A 14,350-nucleotide genomic window follows, 5' to 3' on the forward strand; every position below is an offset into this window, starting at 1 on the left:
CAACCGTGGCGAAAGAATGACTCTCCGCGCGCCTTTCCCCATCAGGCCCCACCCATCATCCCCCACCAATCAAACCATGCTTTTTCAGCATCCCGCGCAGCTGGTGATAGCCCAGCCCCAGCGCCTGCGCGGTCTGGCGCTGGTTGAAGCGGTGACGGTCCAGGGCGGCGCGCAACCGGTCCGCCTCATACGCCCGCAACTCCTCCAGGAAACCGCCGGGGGGAACGGACAGGTCGGCGGGCGGTTCCGCCACCTCCGCAGTCAATTCCGGTTCCGAAACAACCACTGACGCCATTGGGCGCGGACGCCAGGGCGAGGCGAAGGGGTCGAGCACGATTGTGGCGACCGGCGCGTCGGGATCGCTGGCGGCGACGGAGCGCTCCACCGCGTTGCGCAGCTCACGGACGTTGCCCGGCCAGTCGTGGCCGCGCAGGGCGTCGAGCGCGGCGTCGGTGAAGCCGGGAAACAGCGGCCGCCCCAGTTCCCGCGCCATGGCGACGGCGAAATGGGTGGCCAGCAGGGCGACATCCTCGGGCCGGGCACGCAGCGGCGGCAGAGTCACCACATCGAAGGCCAATCGGTCGAGCAGATCGGCGCGGAACCGACCGGCGGCGGCCAGCGCCGGAAGATCGCCGTTGGTGGCCCCCACCACCCGCACATCCACCGTCGCCGTGCGCCCCCCCACCCGCTCGATCTCGCCATACTCCACGGCGCGCAGCAGCTTTTCCTGCACGGCGGGCGAGGCGGTGGCGATTTCGTCCAGGAACAGCGTGCCGCCGTCGGCCTGCTCGATCCGCCCGATCTGGCGGCGCGTCGCCCCGGTGAAGGCCCCGGCCTCGTGCCCGAACAGTTCGGAATCGAGCAGGCTTTCCGGCAGGGCCGCGCAATTGACCTTCACAAAGGGCCGATCCCACCGCCGCGACAGGTAATGCAGACGGGCGGCGATCAATTCCTTGCCGGTCCCGCGCTCCCCGATCACCAGCACCGGGCGTTCCAGCGGGGCCACCCGCGACACATGGGCCAACGCGGCGTGAAAGGCCGGGGATTCCCCCAGCAAGGGCGGCGGCGTGGTCATTATCGCGATTTTGGCTTCATAATCGTGTTTTCAGCGATTGTATCGCCGTTTTGACCACACGGCAACCGACCCCATTGACCCCCACCACCGCGCAAAGCCCCTGTTTTCCAGGCTTTGCCGCCCATCCCGCCACTTGGCACGCCGGTTGCAAAAGAGAGGGCCAGGAAGGAGATCACCCATGACCGACTTCACCGATGTTCGCCGCCGCTACAGCGACCTTGCTCCGCTGGCCCACCGCGCCCGCCTGTATCTGGCCACCCGCCCCGCCGAAAGCTGGCTGTTCTTCTTCGTCGGCATCGTGCTGGGCGCGGTTCTCGGCTGATCCACTGACACGCCCCACAGGCACGCCCCACAGGCACGCCCCACAGGAATCCGATCATGAGCATTTTTTCGCGCCTGACCGACATCGTCCAATCCAACCTGAACGCCCTGCTGGACCGGGCGGAGGAGCCGGAGAAGCTGATCCGCCTCATCATCCAGGAGATGGAAGACACGCTGGTCGAGGTCCGCTCCTCCACCGTCAAGATCATCGCGGAAAAGAAGGAGATCGAACGCCGCGTCGCCGATCTGCACCGCGAGCGCGACGAGTGGGACCGCAAGGCCGAACTGGCCCTGACCCGCGACCGCGAGGATCTGGCCAAGGGCTGCCTGCTCGCCAAATCCAAGATCGCCGAGGAGGCCGACACCCTGACCGAGCAGCTCATCCACGTTGAAGCCGCGCTGTCCAAGGCCAACGACGACATCGGGCGGCTTCAGGCCAAGCTGACCGACGCCAAGAACCGGGAAAAGGCGCTGACCGCCCGCGCCCAGACCGCCGCCAACCGGGTGAAGCTGCGCAGCAGCCTGCACGACGAGCGCATCACCGACGCGCTGTCGCGCTTCGAACAGGTCGAACGCAACCTGGACGAGATGGAAGGCCGCGTCGAATCCTATGATCTGGGCCGCAGCAAGAGCCTGGTCGAGGAAATGGCCGAACTGGAGGCCACCCACAAGGTGGAAGGCGAACTGGCCGCGCTGAAGGCCCGCATCGCCGCCCGCCGGTCGTCCTGACCCACACCCGTCACCGCTGGAAAGGTCCATCAACCATGGGGTTCTTCGCGTTTGTCATCGGCGTTCTGTTCATGGTGGTGGTGGCACCGGTCTGGATCGTCTTCCACTACATCACGCAATGGCGCGCCCAGCGCGGCTTGAGCGCGCAGGACGAGCAGTTGCTCGCCGAATTGTGGGAGATCGCCAACCGGCTGGAAGGCCGCATCCACGCGCTGGAACGGGTGCTGGACAGCGAAGCGCCCCAGTGGCGGAACAAGATCTGACCGGAAAGGCTCCTCATCATGGATCGCCCGTCCTCCCACACGCCCTATGAGTCCCCCAACCCGCACCGTCTTTACCGCAACCCGCAACAGGGTGTGTTGGGCGGGGTGTGCGCCGGGATCGCCGAGTATTTCGGGGTCAAGCCGCTCGCCGTCCGTTTGGCGGTGGGGGTTGGTCTGTGCTTCTTCGCCTTTCCGCTGGTGATCGGCTATGGCATCGCCCTGCTGGCCCTGCCGGTGCGCCCGCCCCAGCTCTACCGCAACCCGGAAGAGGAAGTCTTCTGGCGCACCGTGTCCACCAAGCCCGACCGCAGTCTGGCCGGTCTGACCCAGCGCTTCCGCGATTTTGAAAAGCGCATCGCCGGGTGCGAGGCCTTCGTCGCCTCCAAAGAGTTCGAGCTGAACCGCGCGATCCGCGATCTGGATCGCTGACCCCCCTCCCCCCTTTTACCCCGGAGCACACCCAAAATGGGACGGCACACCGCCCCCTTATGGCCGACGCTTGCCCTGATCGCCGCCCTGCCGGTCGGCGCGGCCAGCGCCGCCGCCGCACCCGACACAGCCCCGGCGGTCGGATTCCGCACCATGACCATCGCCGAGAGCGCACAAGGCCGCGCGCTGGAGGTCGCCCTCTGGTACCCGACCGACGACCACGCGCGTGACACCACGCTGATCGCCGACAACCGCGCCTTTGTCGGAACCGCTCTGCGGGTGGACGCGCCGCCGCAGCCGGGGCGGCACCCGCTGGTCGTGCTGTCCCACGGTTATGGCGGCAACTGGACGAACGAGCAGTGGCTTGCCGCCGATTTGGCCGCGCAGGGCTACATCGTCGCCGCCCCCAACCACCCCGGCACCACCACCCGTGATCTGGCCGCGCCGGACCAGGTGCGCCTGTGGGAGCGTCCGCGCGACGTCAGCCGGGTGATCGACGCGGTGAACGCCGATTCCCGGATCGCCCCCACCCTGGTCGCCCAACAGGCGGCGGTGATCGGCCATTCGCTGGGCGGCTGGACCGCCGTGGCGTTGGCCGGTGGGCGGTTCGACCCGGCGCGCTTCGCCCAATCCTGCCAAGCCCATCCGGCGATGGCGGCTTGTGGGCCAGAGATCGGGGCCGACCGGCGCGACGCCGCAACCATGACCGCCCTGGCCCAACCGCTGGGCGACGCGCGGGTGCGGGCGGTGGTGACGCTGGATTTGGGGCTGACCCAGGGCTTCGATCCGGCCAGCCTCGCCGCCGTCCGTGTTCCAGCGCTGGTGATCGCCGCCGGGCCGGGCAACCCGAAAATGCCGGTGGATCTTGAATCGCGAACCCTGGCCGACCGGCTTCCCGCCGCGACCACGCGCTACGTCGCCATCGACGACGCCAGCCATTTCAGTTTTCTGCGGGTCTGCAAGGCCGACGCCATCCCGCTGTTGGAGGCCGACCGGCCGGGGGATGGCGTCGTGTGCCGCGATGGAAACGGGCGGGACCGCGCGGCGATCCATCGGCAGGTCGCCGATCAGGTGTCGCGCTTTCTGAAAGACACGATGCCGTCGCTGTAAGGCGGCTCGGCACCGATCACCGCAAGACGGAGTAAGCCGCGTTCAGCGTGCAGGCGGTGGGGTCAGCGGCGCGACCGGCGACGGTCGCGGCTGCGGATCGGAACCGGCTTGGGCGTCGGCAGCGTCGCGATCACCCCGGCCAACACCGCAGCCATCGCACCACCGAGCAGAATGACGTCCATCATTGGCCCCTCCACGATCAAACCTGCCTACCGTGCTATGGTGCGACAGTTTGATTGCAACATGGTAGCGAAAAGAGCGTCCGACAACCGCTCCACCCCATCGGGATCAACCCGGATACGCGGAAAAAACCGGCCCGGCCAACCGGATGAGGCGTTTCCATGACACACCCGGCGGGCGGACACGGTCCTTGATCCATGTCAGATGTGTCAAAGTCGGGCGGCGGCCTCCCCATTCATCGGGGGGGTGCTCACTTGCCCTGCTGCTCGATCTCCATCACCGCAAAGCCCTTTTGTTCGGGATAGCGGGATGTGGCCTTTTCACGGGCCTTTTTCTCGTCCTGCGCCCACACCAGGAATCGCCGCCCACGCTTCCAACTGTCCAGAGCGATGGGTTCCAGATTGCTGTTCACCCGGCTGGCATACTCAATGTTGACGATTCGCAGGATCCAGGTGCTGTCGGCGTCGGTGCGGCGGTCGTCCAGCACGTAAATCCGATTGCTGGCACCGCCCGTTGAGCGCAAACGCTGCTCCAACTCCTCGCACCCCAGTTCGGCCATCGCCTTGCGGCGGCGGGCGTCACGCAGGTCGCGGGCCTGCCCCAGCGTGGTGCGGGCCAGCTTCTTGATGCGGTCAACCTGGGTCTGTTTGCGGTTGACCGCGTTGGCGATCCGCTCCTCGGTGTTCTTCAAACGGCGCAGGGCCAGCAGCAGCGCCACCACCAGAGAGGCCAGACCGATCAATCCGGCGAAAACGAAAGCCATGATGCGCTGTCCTCAACCCGCTTTGGCAACCGGGCCATCGCTGGCCCCGCTGTCCTGCATGCGCGTGATGCTGTAGCCCAGCGCCGGGGGAAAGCGGCGTTCCACCTCGGCGCGGGCGTCGGCGATGGTCTTGGCCCACACCTCGACCGTTTGGGGCCGCGCCCAATGGGGGTCGATGTAGGCGTTGGGCTTTTGCTGGAAATTCGCCCCGGTGATGTATTTGTTGACCACCATGGCGATGTAGCAGGGGGTCCCTTTCACCTCTTCGCCGATCAGACGGATCAGCTTTTCTCCGGCGACCTGCGACTCGCGGAGCTGGCGTTCCAGGGTCTTGCGGCGGCGCAGGATGTCTTCCACCTCGCCGTCCAGCTCCTTCAGCTCCGTAATCCGCACCACGCGGCGGGCTTCCAGCTTGGTTTCCAGTTTGGCCCGCATCACGATGGAATCGCGCATGCCGGTCACACCATGCCGCTTTTCAATGGCCCGCTCGCCAAACACCACGACGAGCTTTGCGATGGCAAAACCAAGTCCGGCCAGCCCGAAAGCGGTGATCAGTGCCTGGGTGTACTCGTGCCACATGATGTTGCGCCCGTGTTGGCTATCGCCCGCGCCAATCAGTATCCCTTAAGTCAGATGGGTTCAACGGGGGCAACGCAACATTTTGCGGCAACGCCGATGGTCAGCCACGCTCGACCCGGTTGCGCCCGGCCTGCTTGGCGCTGTACAGCGCGGAATCGGCCCGACGCAGGGTCTGTTCGATCGAGGTTTCGTCGGCCAGCCAATTGGCCACACCGATGCTGGCCGCGATCGGGACCAGACGCCCTTCCACCGGAACCGGGGCCTGCGCCAGCGACGCGCGCACCCGCTCGGCAACGACCAGCGTGCCCTCGATGTCGGTTTCCGGCAGCATGACGACAAACTCCTCACCGCCAAAGCGCGCGATGTGGTCGGACGCCCGCAGCGCCTCGCGGGTGCGGCGGACCACGGTGCGCAACACCTCATCCCCCGCTGCGTGGCCATAGGTGTCGTTCACCTGCTTGAACCGGTCGAGATCGAGCAGGAAAATCCCCAGATGACGGCCATAGCGCCGCGCCCGCCCCAGCTCCGCCCCGGCCAGTTCCAGGAACCGGCGTCGGTTCCACACCCCGGTCAAGGGATCCAACGTTGCCAGCCGGTTCAGGCGGGCGTTCGCCTCTTCCAGCGCACGGGTGCGTTCGGCCACCCGCAGTTCCAGCGTCTCGTTCGCCTCGCGCAACCGCTCATACAGGCTGACGTTGGAAAAGCTGATGGCGATCTTGGACGCGAACACCTCGACCAGCGCGCGGTCCACCCCGTCGAGCGGACGGTCGGTGTGGATCCAGGCCGCCACCTCATGCCCGTCGGGCACGCGGATGTAGAGGGTGGAGCCGTCCGCGCCATAAACGCCGCGCTTGCTGCGGAACGCCTCGTTGATGCCGGCGACGATCTCCGGGGTCAGGGCGTGGTCCGGGTGGTCCACCGCGTCGGCGTAGCGTCCGGCCCCGGCCAGCACGGTCAGCGGACCATCCGCCTCCCCGCGCTGGGCGCACAGGATGGCGTTCGGCTTGACCCGCAACACGCTGGACAGTTGCGTCAACACCCCCGCCGCGAATTGCTGCATGCTGCGCAGTTCGAACAACCGGTCGGTCGATTGAATGATCTGTTGCAGGCCGCGCCGGTTGGTTTCCAGCGCGACGATGTCAGTGTAGGAACGCAAGGCCGCCACCACGCTGGTGAACAGCTTCTGCGAGGTCAACTCCGCCTTGGATTTGTAATCGTTGATGTCATAGGCCAGCACGACATCCTCCTCCGGAGCCTGACCTGGCTGACCGGTGCGCAGGATGATGCGGATCGCGTGGTTGCCGATCTCCTCGCGGATGGTGCGGACCAGACGCAAACCGGCGTCCTCCGTCTCCATCACCACGTCCAGCAGGATGATGGCGATGTCGGGCGTGGCGCGCAGAACACGTTCGGCCTCCGCCGCCGACAGACAGCTCATCAGCTTGAGCGGTCGGCCACGAAAGCGCAGACGGGTCAACACCAGACGGGTGACGGCGTGCACCTCCGGCTCGTCATCGACCACCAGAACCAACCAGGGATCAGGCCAGGGGTCGGCGTCGCGGGTCGCCACCGACGGAGAAGGGGTGGTTTCCTGGATGAACGGATCGTCGTTGGACATGGCCCCCGGCTCGGGATGCATCGCGGCACGCGGAGGCATGGAAGCATTTAGCCAAAGACGATGCAATGGTTCCGAACCCTGATTGCGCCCGGAACCATTCCAGGAACCGATTGCGCGAAAAACCAACGCGTCCGTTCAGGATATGATTGCCGGTTGTCCCCACCGCAACCGCAGACTCCGCCGGAACCATTCGGATCTTGCCTTGCGACGCAGCGCCGCATAAGGGATCGGAGTCTGAACACTCCCCTCGGGCGACGAGCGACAGGACCGCCATGGAAGCCAGCACGACCGACCGCGACCACGCCGCCAAACTGCGCGCCATGACCCTGGGCGCGCTGGGGGTCGTCTATGGCGACATCGGCACCAGCCCGCTCTACACCCTGCGCGAATGCCTGACCCAGGGCGGCGGCTTTGATCTGTCGCCCCACATCATCCTGGGCGTGCTGTCCCTGATCTTCTGGGCGCTCATCATCACGGTGACGGTCAAATACGTCGTCTTCGTCATGCGCGCCGACAACCAGGGCGAGGGTGGAATCCTGGCGCTCACCGCGCTGGCGCTGCGCGGGATGCGGCCCGGCCACCGGCGGACGCGCGCGGTGATGGCCATCGGCATCATCGGGGCGGCCCTGTTCTACGGCGACAGCCTGATCACCCCCGCCATTTCGGTGCTGAGCGCGGTGGAAGGGTTGAAGGTCGTCGAGCCGGTGTTCGACGAGTACGTCATCCCCATCACCGTGGTGATCCTGGTCGCGCTGTTCGTGTTGCAGAATTTCGGCACCGAACGGGTCGGCAAGCTGTTCGGCCCGGTCATGATGCTGTGGTTCCTGGCGCTGGGAACGATGGGCGTCAGCCAGATCGTGCAATACCCGGCGGTGCTGGGCGCGGTGTGGCCCGGCCACGCGGTGGAGATGCTGTCCACCCACGGGTGGAAAGGCTTCCTGCTGCTGGGGGCCGTGGTGCTGGCGGTGACGGGGGGCGAGGCGCTCTACGCCGACATGGGGCATTTCGGGCGCAAGCCGATCCGGCTGGCCTGGTTCGCGCTGGTCCTGCCCGCCCTGCTGCTGTGCTATTTCGGCCAGGGGGCCTTGCTGCTGCGCGAGCCGGAGGCGATCGAAAACCCCTTCTTCCATCTGGCCCCGGACTGGGCGCAATTGCCGCTGGTGCTGCTGGCCACCGCCGCCACGGTCATCGCCGGTCAGGCGGTCATCACCGGAGCCTATTCGGTGACGTTGCAGGCCATGCATCTGCGCTATCTGCCGCGCATGGAGGTGCGTCACACCTCCGAGCACGAGAAGGGCCAGATCTACATGCCGCAAATCAACTGGGTGCTGTTGATCGGCGTGGTCGCCCTGGTGCTGACCTTCAAGACGTCGAGCAATCTGGCCGCCGCCTACGGCATCGCCGTCACCGGGACCATGGTCGCCACCACCCTGCTGGCCTACAAGGTGGCGCGCGGGTTGGGGCGGTGGCCGCTGTGGCAGGCGGTGTTGGCCGCCCTGGTCTTCCTGTCGGTGGACGCGGCCTTTTTCCTGTCCAACATCATCAAGGTGGAAGACGGCGGTTGGTTCCCGCTGGTCATCGGCGCGCTGGTCTTCCTGCTGATGGCGATCTGGCGCGCCGGGCGCGAGGTGGTGCGCAAGCGGCTGGCCGAAGACGCGCTGCCGATGGATTCGCTGCTGGAACGGCTGCGCGGCGGCTCGATCCAGCGCGTGCCGGGAACGGCGGTGTTCCTCACCGGCAACCCGCGCGGCCTGCCGCCCAGCCTGCTGCACAGCATGAAGCACTACAAGGTGCTGCACCAACGCGTCGTGCTGCTGACCGTGGACATCGACGACGTGCCCCATGTGCCGGACGAACAGCGGTTCGAGCTGAAACCCTATTCGGCGGGCTTCTACCGGCTGATCCTGCATTTCGGCTTCAAGGACGAGCCGGACATTCCCAACGCGCTGGAAAAGAAGAAGATCCCCGGCCTGCCGTTCGAGCCGATGGAAACCACCTATTTCGTCAGCCGCGAGACGCTGATCCGCTCCACCCACACCAACGGGCTGCCCAAATGGCAGGAGCCGGTGTTCATCTTCCTGTCGAAGCTGTCGGCCAGCCCATCGGAGTATTTCTGCATCCCGCCGAACCGTGTGGTCGAGCTGGGCATGCAGTTGGAAATCTGACCGCGACTCGCCGTCCCTCACGCCATTCCACGGTCCGGGGAGGGGGGCGGAACGCCCGCTGCGGGGTTCCGCCTCCTCATGGTGGAGCGCCCCGCCGGATCGACACGACCTTGCGGGGCTGGTCAGAGGTTGCCGGGCGGGACCGCCCCGGCGGCAAAAAATGCCGCCTGACGGGCTGCCAGTCCCGCCGCATCACTCACCAGACAATCGACACCGGCGGCTTGTAGGTCGACGCCGCGAACATGGTGCGAATGGCGAACTCGATCTTGATTTGCGCCTCCGATTTCTTGACGAACGACAAATCGATGTCTCCCAACGACTTGACCATGCAGCCCGACCGGCTGAGGTTGCGCAGGGTGACTTCCGATTGCTTCTGTTTTCCTTCGGGAATGGCGGTGACGGTCGCCATTCCGGCGGGGGGTCTTACGACGTAGAGGTCGAATTTCGGCATCGGCGTCTCCGTTGGTGGAACAAACGCGTATGGCATCGCAAGGGATGGGCCAATTGTCGGGCTGCGGCGACGCGGATGGATTTCACCGCCGGGGCGGGCCTGCTATACCTCTTGCTCGATTGGGCCTCTGGCTCGATTGGGTTTGGGCGCTGCGCAGGGGAAGACCGGGGACGATGGGGGTGGACGACCGTTTCGGGACTGGAGAGCCGTGGTTTGAATCCCGGCGGGACGGGGAGTCGCCCGACGGGCCGCGCCGCGAACCGCGCTTTGGCCAACGCCCGCCGCCCGCCTTCCTGACCACCCGCTCCCCCACCTTCGACGCGCCAGCCCCGCCGCCGAACGCGGACCACGGCCACGCCGACCAACCGTCGCCCAGCGACCACCCGCATCTTGGCCCGGCTCCACTGAAGGCGATCCGGCCAAACCTCACCACCCGGTCGGTCCCGCCCCTGCAACCCCATCCCCGCGCCCATCTGGTGGTCCCACCGATGGAACCGCCCCCCGCGCCCGCGTCACCCGCCCCCGCCCCCGCCCCCGCCCCCGCCCCGACCAAAGCCGCGCTGTTCCTGCCCGAACAGCGGTTGCGCGAGGCGCTGAATCCGCTGTTGAGCGCCGCCGCCCCGGCGCTGGCGCTCGCCGCCGCCCTGCGCGACCGCGCCACCCACGAGGATCCCGACGGTGCCCTTGAACTGGCGCTGTCCACCCTGCGCCGCTTCGAGAGCGACGGGGCCGCCGCCGGGCTGGCCCCGGAGGAGTTGCGGGTCGCCCGCTTCGCCCTGTGCGTCACGCTGGACGACGTGGTCCGCGCCACGCCTTGGGGTCCCCGCAGCGTCTGGGCGCAGGCGGGGGTGGCCGACCGGATCGACCCCGAGGCGGGCGGACCAGACCGGCTGTTCGACCTGCTCGACACCATGCTGGGCGACCCGCGCCTGCATCTGCGCGAGCTGGAGCTGTTCTACGCCTGCCTGTCGCTGGGATTCGAAGGCAAATACCGCGACAAGCCGCGCGGCGCGCATGATCTGGCCCATCTGCGCGATGAACTCTACCGCATCCTGCGCCGGGCGCGCGGCGACCGCGACCCCGCTTTGTCGCCGTCCTGGCGCGGCCTGACCGAACGCTTCCGCCCGCTGGGCGTGACGGTCCCGTCCTGGATCGCCTGGGTCGCCGTTGGCGTGGCGCTGGCGCTGCTCTACGGCCAATTGTCGGCCTCCCTGGCCCGGCAGGCGGAGCCGGTGGTCGCCCGGCTGTCGGCCCTGCTGCCCGACGGCCCGATCGAAATCGCCCGGCTCGCCCCGCCGCCGCCGCCCACCGCCGGTCCCGCCCTGATCGCCCGTGTCACCGGCCAACTGACCCCGGAAATCCGCAGCAACGCGGTGGAGGTTCTGGCCGGGGAAGACGGCGCGCTGGTCATCCGCATCCCCGCCGCCGCCATGTTCGCCACCGGCAGCGAGGTGGTGAAGGCCCGTCACCGTGCCATCGTCGACCGCGTCGGGCAGGCCCTGGCCCCGGAATCCGGCCACGTCATGGTGGTGGCCCACACCGACGACCAGACGCCGCGCACCGGCCGTTTCCCCAGCGCCCAGAGCCTGACCGACGCGCGGGCCGACGCGGTGCGCAAGCTGTTGGAGCGCAGCGTCGGCCCCAGCCGCCTGAGCGCGGAGGGACGGGCCGACAGCGAACCCATCGCGCTGAACAGCACGCCCGCCGGGCGCGACAGCAACCGGCGGATCGACATCCGCCTGTACCCGCAGTAAGGGGGCGGCGATGCACCGGCCAACCCAGCCCCACCCCAAGCGGTCCTTCCTGTCCAAACCCACGCTGGCGCGGCTGCGCGGGCGTGGTCCCCGCCCGGGCTTGGCGTCCATGGGCGCACCGCTGCCCGCGCGGGTGCGCTGGGGCGTGTCGCTGGGCGGGGCCGCCCTGTTGGGGGTGATCGGCTGGCTGGTGGTTCCGCATCTGGCCGACACCGATTGGTCGGTGCGGCTGCTGCCGCTGCTGGCCGCGCTGGCCGGGTGGGTCGCCGTCAACCGCCTGATCGACGCCCGCGAACGCGCGGCGAACGCCCGACTGGTGGAGGCGCTGGCCGCCGCCCACGACCCGGAGCTGCGCGCCTCGCTGGACGAGATCGGGACCGTGCGCCAGCGGCTCGACGCCGTGCTGACGCGGTTGAAGACCCAGCGCTTCGGCGCGGGCTGGACCGGGCGCTACCTCTATCAACTGCCCTGGTATCTGGTGATCGGCGCGCCGGGGTCGGGCAAATCGACCGCGCTGGCCAACGCCCGTCTGGGCGCGCCGCTGACCGACACCGACATCGCCGAACCCATCGCCAATCTGGGCGGGACCCGCAATTGCGACTGGTGGTTCACCGACCGGGCCGTGCTGATCGACACCGCCGGGCGCTACACCACGCAGGACAGCCGCCGCGCCGTCGATGGCCGGGTGTGGTCGGGCCTGCTCGACCTGCTGAAGGAGCACCGGCCGCGCCAACCGGCCAATGGCGTGTTGGTGACGCTCAGCCTGCCCGATCTGGCGCAGTGGAGCACCACCGAACGCCGCGCCCACGCCACCGCGCTGCGCCAGCGCCTGGGCGAGCTGCGGGCGCAACTGGGCGTGCGCCCCCCGGTCTATGTGGTGCTGACCAAGGCCGATCTGGTTGAGGGCTTCGCCACCTTCTTCGACCCGCTCGACCGCGCGGGCCGCGCCCAGATTTGGGGCATGACCTTCCCCGCCGAGGAGGCGTTGACCGGGCCGCTGCCCGCCTTCCACGGCCTGTTCGCCGGGCTGATCCGGCGGCTGGACGAATGGCGGCTCGACCGCCTGCACCAGGAGCCGGACATCCAGCGACGCTCCGCCGCCTTCGCCTTTCCGCTGCGCATCGCCGAGCTGGAACCGGCGCTGGCCGACCTGATCGACACCGCCTTTTCCCCCGACGCGGCGGAGGCGGAGGGATCCGCCCCCCGGCTGCGCGGCGTCTATCTGACCAGCGCCACGCAGGCGGTGCGCGGACGCCCCGGCCCGCTGGTGGCCGACGCCGAGAGCGACACCTATTTCCTCGACCAGCTGTTGCCCGACGTGGTGTTCCCCGAGGCCAACCTCGCCGGGGTGGACAGCGCGCTGGAACAGGCGCGCCGCCGCCGCACCGTCCTGTCGCTGGGCGGGGCGCTGGCCGCCGGGCTGCTGCTCGGGGCCTTCTGGCTGTACAGCTACGGCGGCAACGCCGCGCTGCTGGCGCGCGCCAACGCCGCCGCCGCCGGGGTGGAGGAGGCGTTGCGCCCGCTCAACACGCCGCCACGCGCCCTGACGCGGGTGGACGACACCGACGCCGCCGCCATCCTGCCCGCGCTGGACGCCCTGCGCGCCCTGCCGATGGGCTACGCCGAGCGCGGGCGCTGGGCCACCCCCGATCTGGCGGGTGGGCTGTATCAGGGCAATCGGCTGGCCCCGCCCGCCGATCTCGCCTACCAGCGCGCCTTGCGCACCTTGTTCCTCGCCCGGCTGGTGCTGCGGCTGGAGGAGCAGTTGCGCACCAACTGGGCGCGGCCCGACATCCTGCGGCTGGCCCTGCGCGCCTACCGCATGGCGGGTGGGGAGGAGCCGATGGATTCGGCCTATTTCGCCGAATGGCTGGCGATTGACTGGCAACGCACGCTGGTCGGACCCGCCAACGATGGCCGCCGCCGGGCGCTGGGCGACCACCTTGCCGCGCTGTTCGAAATCGGCTTCGCCCCGATTCCGGTGGACGAGGCGCTGGTCAACCGCGTGAACGAGGTGCTGGCCCAAAACCAGCCGTCCCGCCCATGAGCCTGGATCTGGCCCTGCGCGCGCCCGCCGGTGGCTGGACGGTTCCCGCCGCCCCTCCCCGGCCCATGCCCCTGGCCAGCCGCCACGACGCCTACGCCCGCAACCACTACCCGCGCGGCGGTTTCTACGGCGTCGGCTTCCACGGCAAGCTGCCCGCGCGCGGCGATTTCGTCGGCCACGGCTTGCCGCGCGAGGTGCTCGACCCCTGGGACGAGTGGCTGGCCCGCGCGTTGGCCGAGGCCGGGCGCGGCCTGGGTGCGGCCTGGGAGCGCGCCTTCGCCGCCGCGCCGGTGTGGCGCTTCGCCCTGTCCGCCGGGCTGTGCGGCGACACCCCGCTGGTTGGCCTGCTGATGCCCAGCGCCGACCGCGTCGGGCGGCTCTACCCCTTCACCCTGGCCGCCACCCTGCCCGAGGACGTCGAGCTGGCCGCCGCCCCGGCCGCCTGCGCGGCGTGGTTCACCCGCGCCGAAGCGGTGGCCGACGACGCCTGCCGCGCCGGGGCCGATGTGGAGGGGCTGCCCGCCCGCCTCGCCATTCTGGGCCGCCCGGAACCGGAACGCGTCCACCCGGCCTCCGTCGCGATGGTGGAACGTCTGGCCGGACCGCTGACGGGCCTGTCAAGCCTGTGGTGGACGCGCGGCGGCGGCCGGGTCGCCCCGTCGCTGCTGTCCTGCCACGGCCTGCCCGGCGGCGCACGCCTGACCGCCTTCCTCGACGGCGCGTGGGAACGCTGGGGATGGGAGGACGCTGGGGGGTGAGACGAGAGTGTTTCTGTCCACAGATGAACGCAGATAAACACAGATGATTTTTTGCGTCATATAGTATTTAAAATAAGTGTAGATCAATTTTAATGAATGAAAAAAATT

General features: G+C 68.6%; 15 protein-coding genes. 9 read left to right on the forward strand and 6 right to left on the reverse strand.

From position 1 onward, the window contains the following. Nucleotides 1-55: 55 nt before the first annotated feature. Complete coding sequence (pspF, locus tag EJ903_RS02325; protein ID WP_174237228.1) at nt 56-1,075, reverse strand: phage shock protein operon transcriptional activator; 1,020 nt, start codon at nt 1,073-1,075, stop codon at nt 56-58. A gap of 178 nt (nt 1,076-1,253) precedes the next feature. Here pspF and EJ903_RS27220 point away from each other — a divergent pair, with 178 nt between their 5' ends. The 5 genes from EJ903_RS27220 to EJ903_RS02345 are packed head-to-tail and all read left to right on the forward strand — an operon-like array spanning nt 1,254 to nt 3,927. Continuing rightward, nucleotides 1,254-1,397 carry a hypothetical protein gene (locus EJ903_RS27220; RefSeq protein WP_174237229.1) on the forward strand — a complete coding sequence of 48 codons (144 nt, stop codon included), beginning with the start codon at nt 1,254-1,256 and terminating at the stop codon, nt 1,395-1,397. A gap of 56 nt (nt 1,398-1,453) precedes the next feature. After that, complete coding sequence (pspA, locus tag EJ903_RS02330; protein ID WP_126611678.1) at nt 1,454-2,125, forward strand: phage shock protein PspA; 672 nt, start codon at nt 1,454-1,456, stop codon at nt 2,123-2,125. A gap of 35 nt (nt 2,126-2,160) precedes the next feature. Beyond that, nucleotides 2,161-2,388 carry an envelope stress response membrane protein PspB gene (gene pspB, locus EJ903_RS02335; protein ID WP_126611680.1) on the forward strand — a complete coding sequence of 76 codons (228 nt, stop codon included), beginning with the start codon at nt 2,161-2,163 and terminating at the stop codon, nt 2,386-2,388. An 18-nt stretch (nt 2,389-2,406) separates the two neighbouring features. After that, nucleotides 2,407-2,817: a PspC domain-containing protein gene (locus EJ903_RS02340; RefSeq protein WP_126611682.1), complete on the forward strand. Its 411-nt coding sequence runs from the start codon at nt 2,407-2,409 to the stop codon at nt 2,815-2,817. A 36-nt stretch (nt 2,818-2,853) separates the two neighbouring features. Further along, nucleotides 2,854-3,927, forward strand: a complete 1,074-nt coding sequence (locus EJ903_RS02345) for an alpha/beta hydrolase family protein (protein WP_126611684.1) — start codon at nt 2,854-2,856, stop codon at nt 3,925-3,927. 62 nt (nt 3,928-3,989) lie between these two features. Here the strand turns inward: EJ903_RS02345 and EJ903_RS27970 are convergent, their stop codons facing one another. The 4 genes from EJ903_RS27970 to EJ903_RS02360 form a co-directional block, all read right to left on the reverse strand. After that, the gene (locus EJ903_RS27970) at nt 3,990-4,112 is read right to left on the reverse strand and encodes a hypothetical protein (protein WP_281274734.1); all 123 of its coding nucleotides are present in this window, start codon (nt 4,110-4,112) and stop codon (nt 3,990-3,992) included. A gap of 245 nt (nt 4,113-4,357) precedes the next feature. Then, nucleotides 4,358-4,870: a hypothetical protein gene (locus EJ903_RS02350; RefSeq protein WP_126611686.1), complete on the reverse strand. Its 513-nt coding sequence runs from the start codon at nt 4,868-4,870 to the stop codon at nt 4,358-4,360. A 12-nt stretch (nt 4,871-4,882) separates the two neighbouring features. Further along, nucleotides 4,883-5,449: a hypothetical protein gene (locus tag EJ903_RS02355; RefSeq protein WP_126611688.1), complete on the reverse strand. Its 567-nt coding sequence runs from the start codon at nt 5,447-5,449 to the stop codon at nt 4,883-4,885. Nucleotides 5,450-5,549: 100 nt separating this feature from the next. Continuing rightward, nucleotides 5,550-7,106, reverse strand: coding sequence for a diguanylate cyclase (locus tag EJ903_RS02360; RefSeq protein ID WP_246015102.1), 1,557 nt, complete (start codon nt 7,104-7,106; stop codon nt 5,550-5,552). A gap of 233 nt (nt 7,107-7,339) precedes the next feature. On the opposite strand from EJ903_RS02360, the gene EJ903_RS02365 reads away from it, so the two are divergent. Beyond that, nucleotides 7,340-9,232: a potassium transporter Kup gene (locus tag EJ903_RS02365; protein WP_126611690.1), complete on the forward strand. Its 1,893-nt coding sequence runs from the start codon at nt 7,340-7,342 to the stop codon at nt 9,230-9,232. Nucleotides 9,233-9,428: 196 nt separating this feature from the next. Here EJ903_RS02365 and EJ903_RS02370 read toward each other — a convergent pair whose 3' ends face one another. Further along, on the reverse strand, nt 9,429-9,683 hold the full coding sequence (locus EJ903_RS02370; RefSeq protein WP_126611692.1) for a hypothetical protein: 255 nt from the start codon (nt 9,681-9,683) through the stop codon (nt 9,429-9,431). 179 nt (nt 9,684-9,862) lie between these two features. Here EJ903_RS02370 and icmH point away from each other — a divergent pair, with 179 nt between their 5' ends. The 3 genes from icmH to tagF are packed head-to-tail and all read left to right on the forward strand — an operon-like array spanning nt 9,863 to nt 14,242. Beyond that, nucleotides 9,863-11,437, forward strand: coding sequence for a type IVB secretion system protein IcmH/DotU (gene icmH, locus EJ903_RS02375; protein ID WP_246015103.1), 1,575 nt, complete (start codon nt 9,863-9,865; stop codon nt 11,435-11,437). 10 nt (nt 11,438-11,447) lie between these two features. After that, nucleotides 11,448-13,484 (forward strand): type VI secretion system membrane subunit TssM, encoded by a 2,037-nt coding sequence (gene tssM, locus EJ903_RS02380; protein WP_126611694.1) that lies wholly within the window; start codon nt 11,448-11,450, stop codon nt 13,482-13,484. Continuing rightward, nucleotides 13,481-14,242 (forward strand): type VI secretion system-associated protein TagF, encoded by a 762-nt coding sequence (gene tagF, locus EJ903_RS02385; RefSeq protein WP_246015104.1) that lies wholly within the window; start codon nt 13,481-13,483, stop codon nt 14,240-14,242. Before tssM ends, tagF begins: the two co-directional genes overlap by 4 nt. Nucleotides 14,243-14,350 lie beyond the last annotated feature (108 nt).

Source organism: Azospirillum griseum (assembly GCF_003966125.1).
In the GTDB taxonomy this organism is placed as follows: Bacteria; Pseudomonadota; Alphaproteobacteria; order Azospirillales; family Azospirillaceae; genus Azospirillum; species Azospirillum griseum.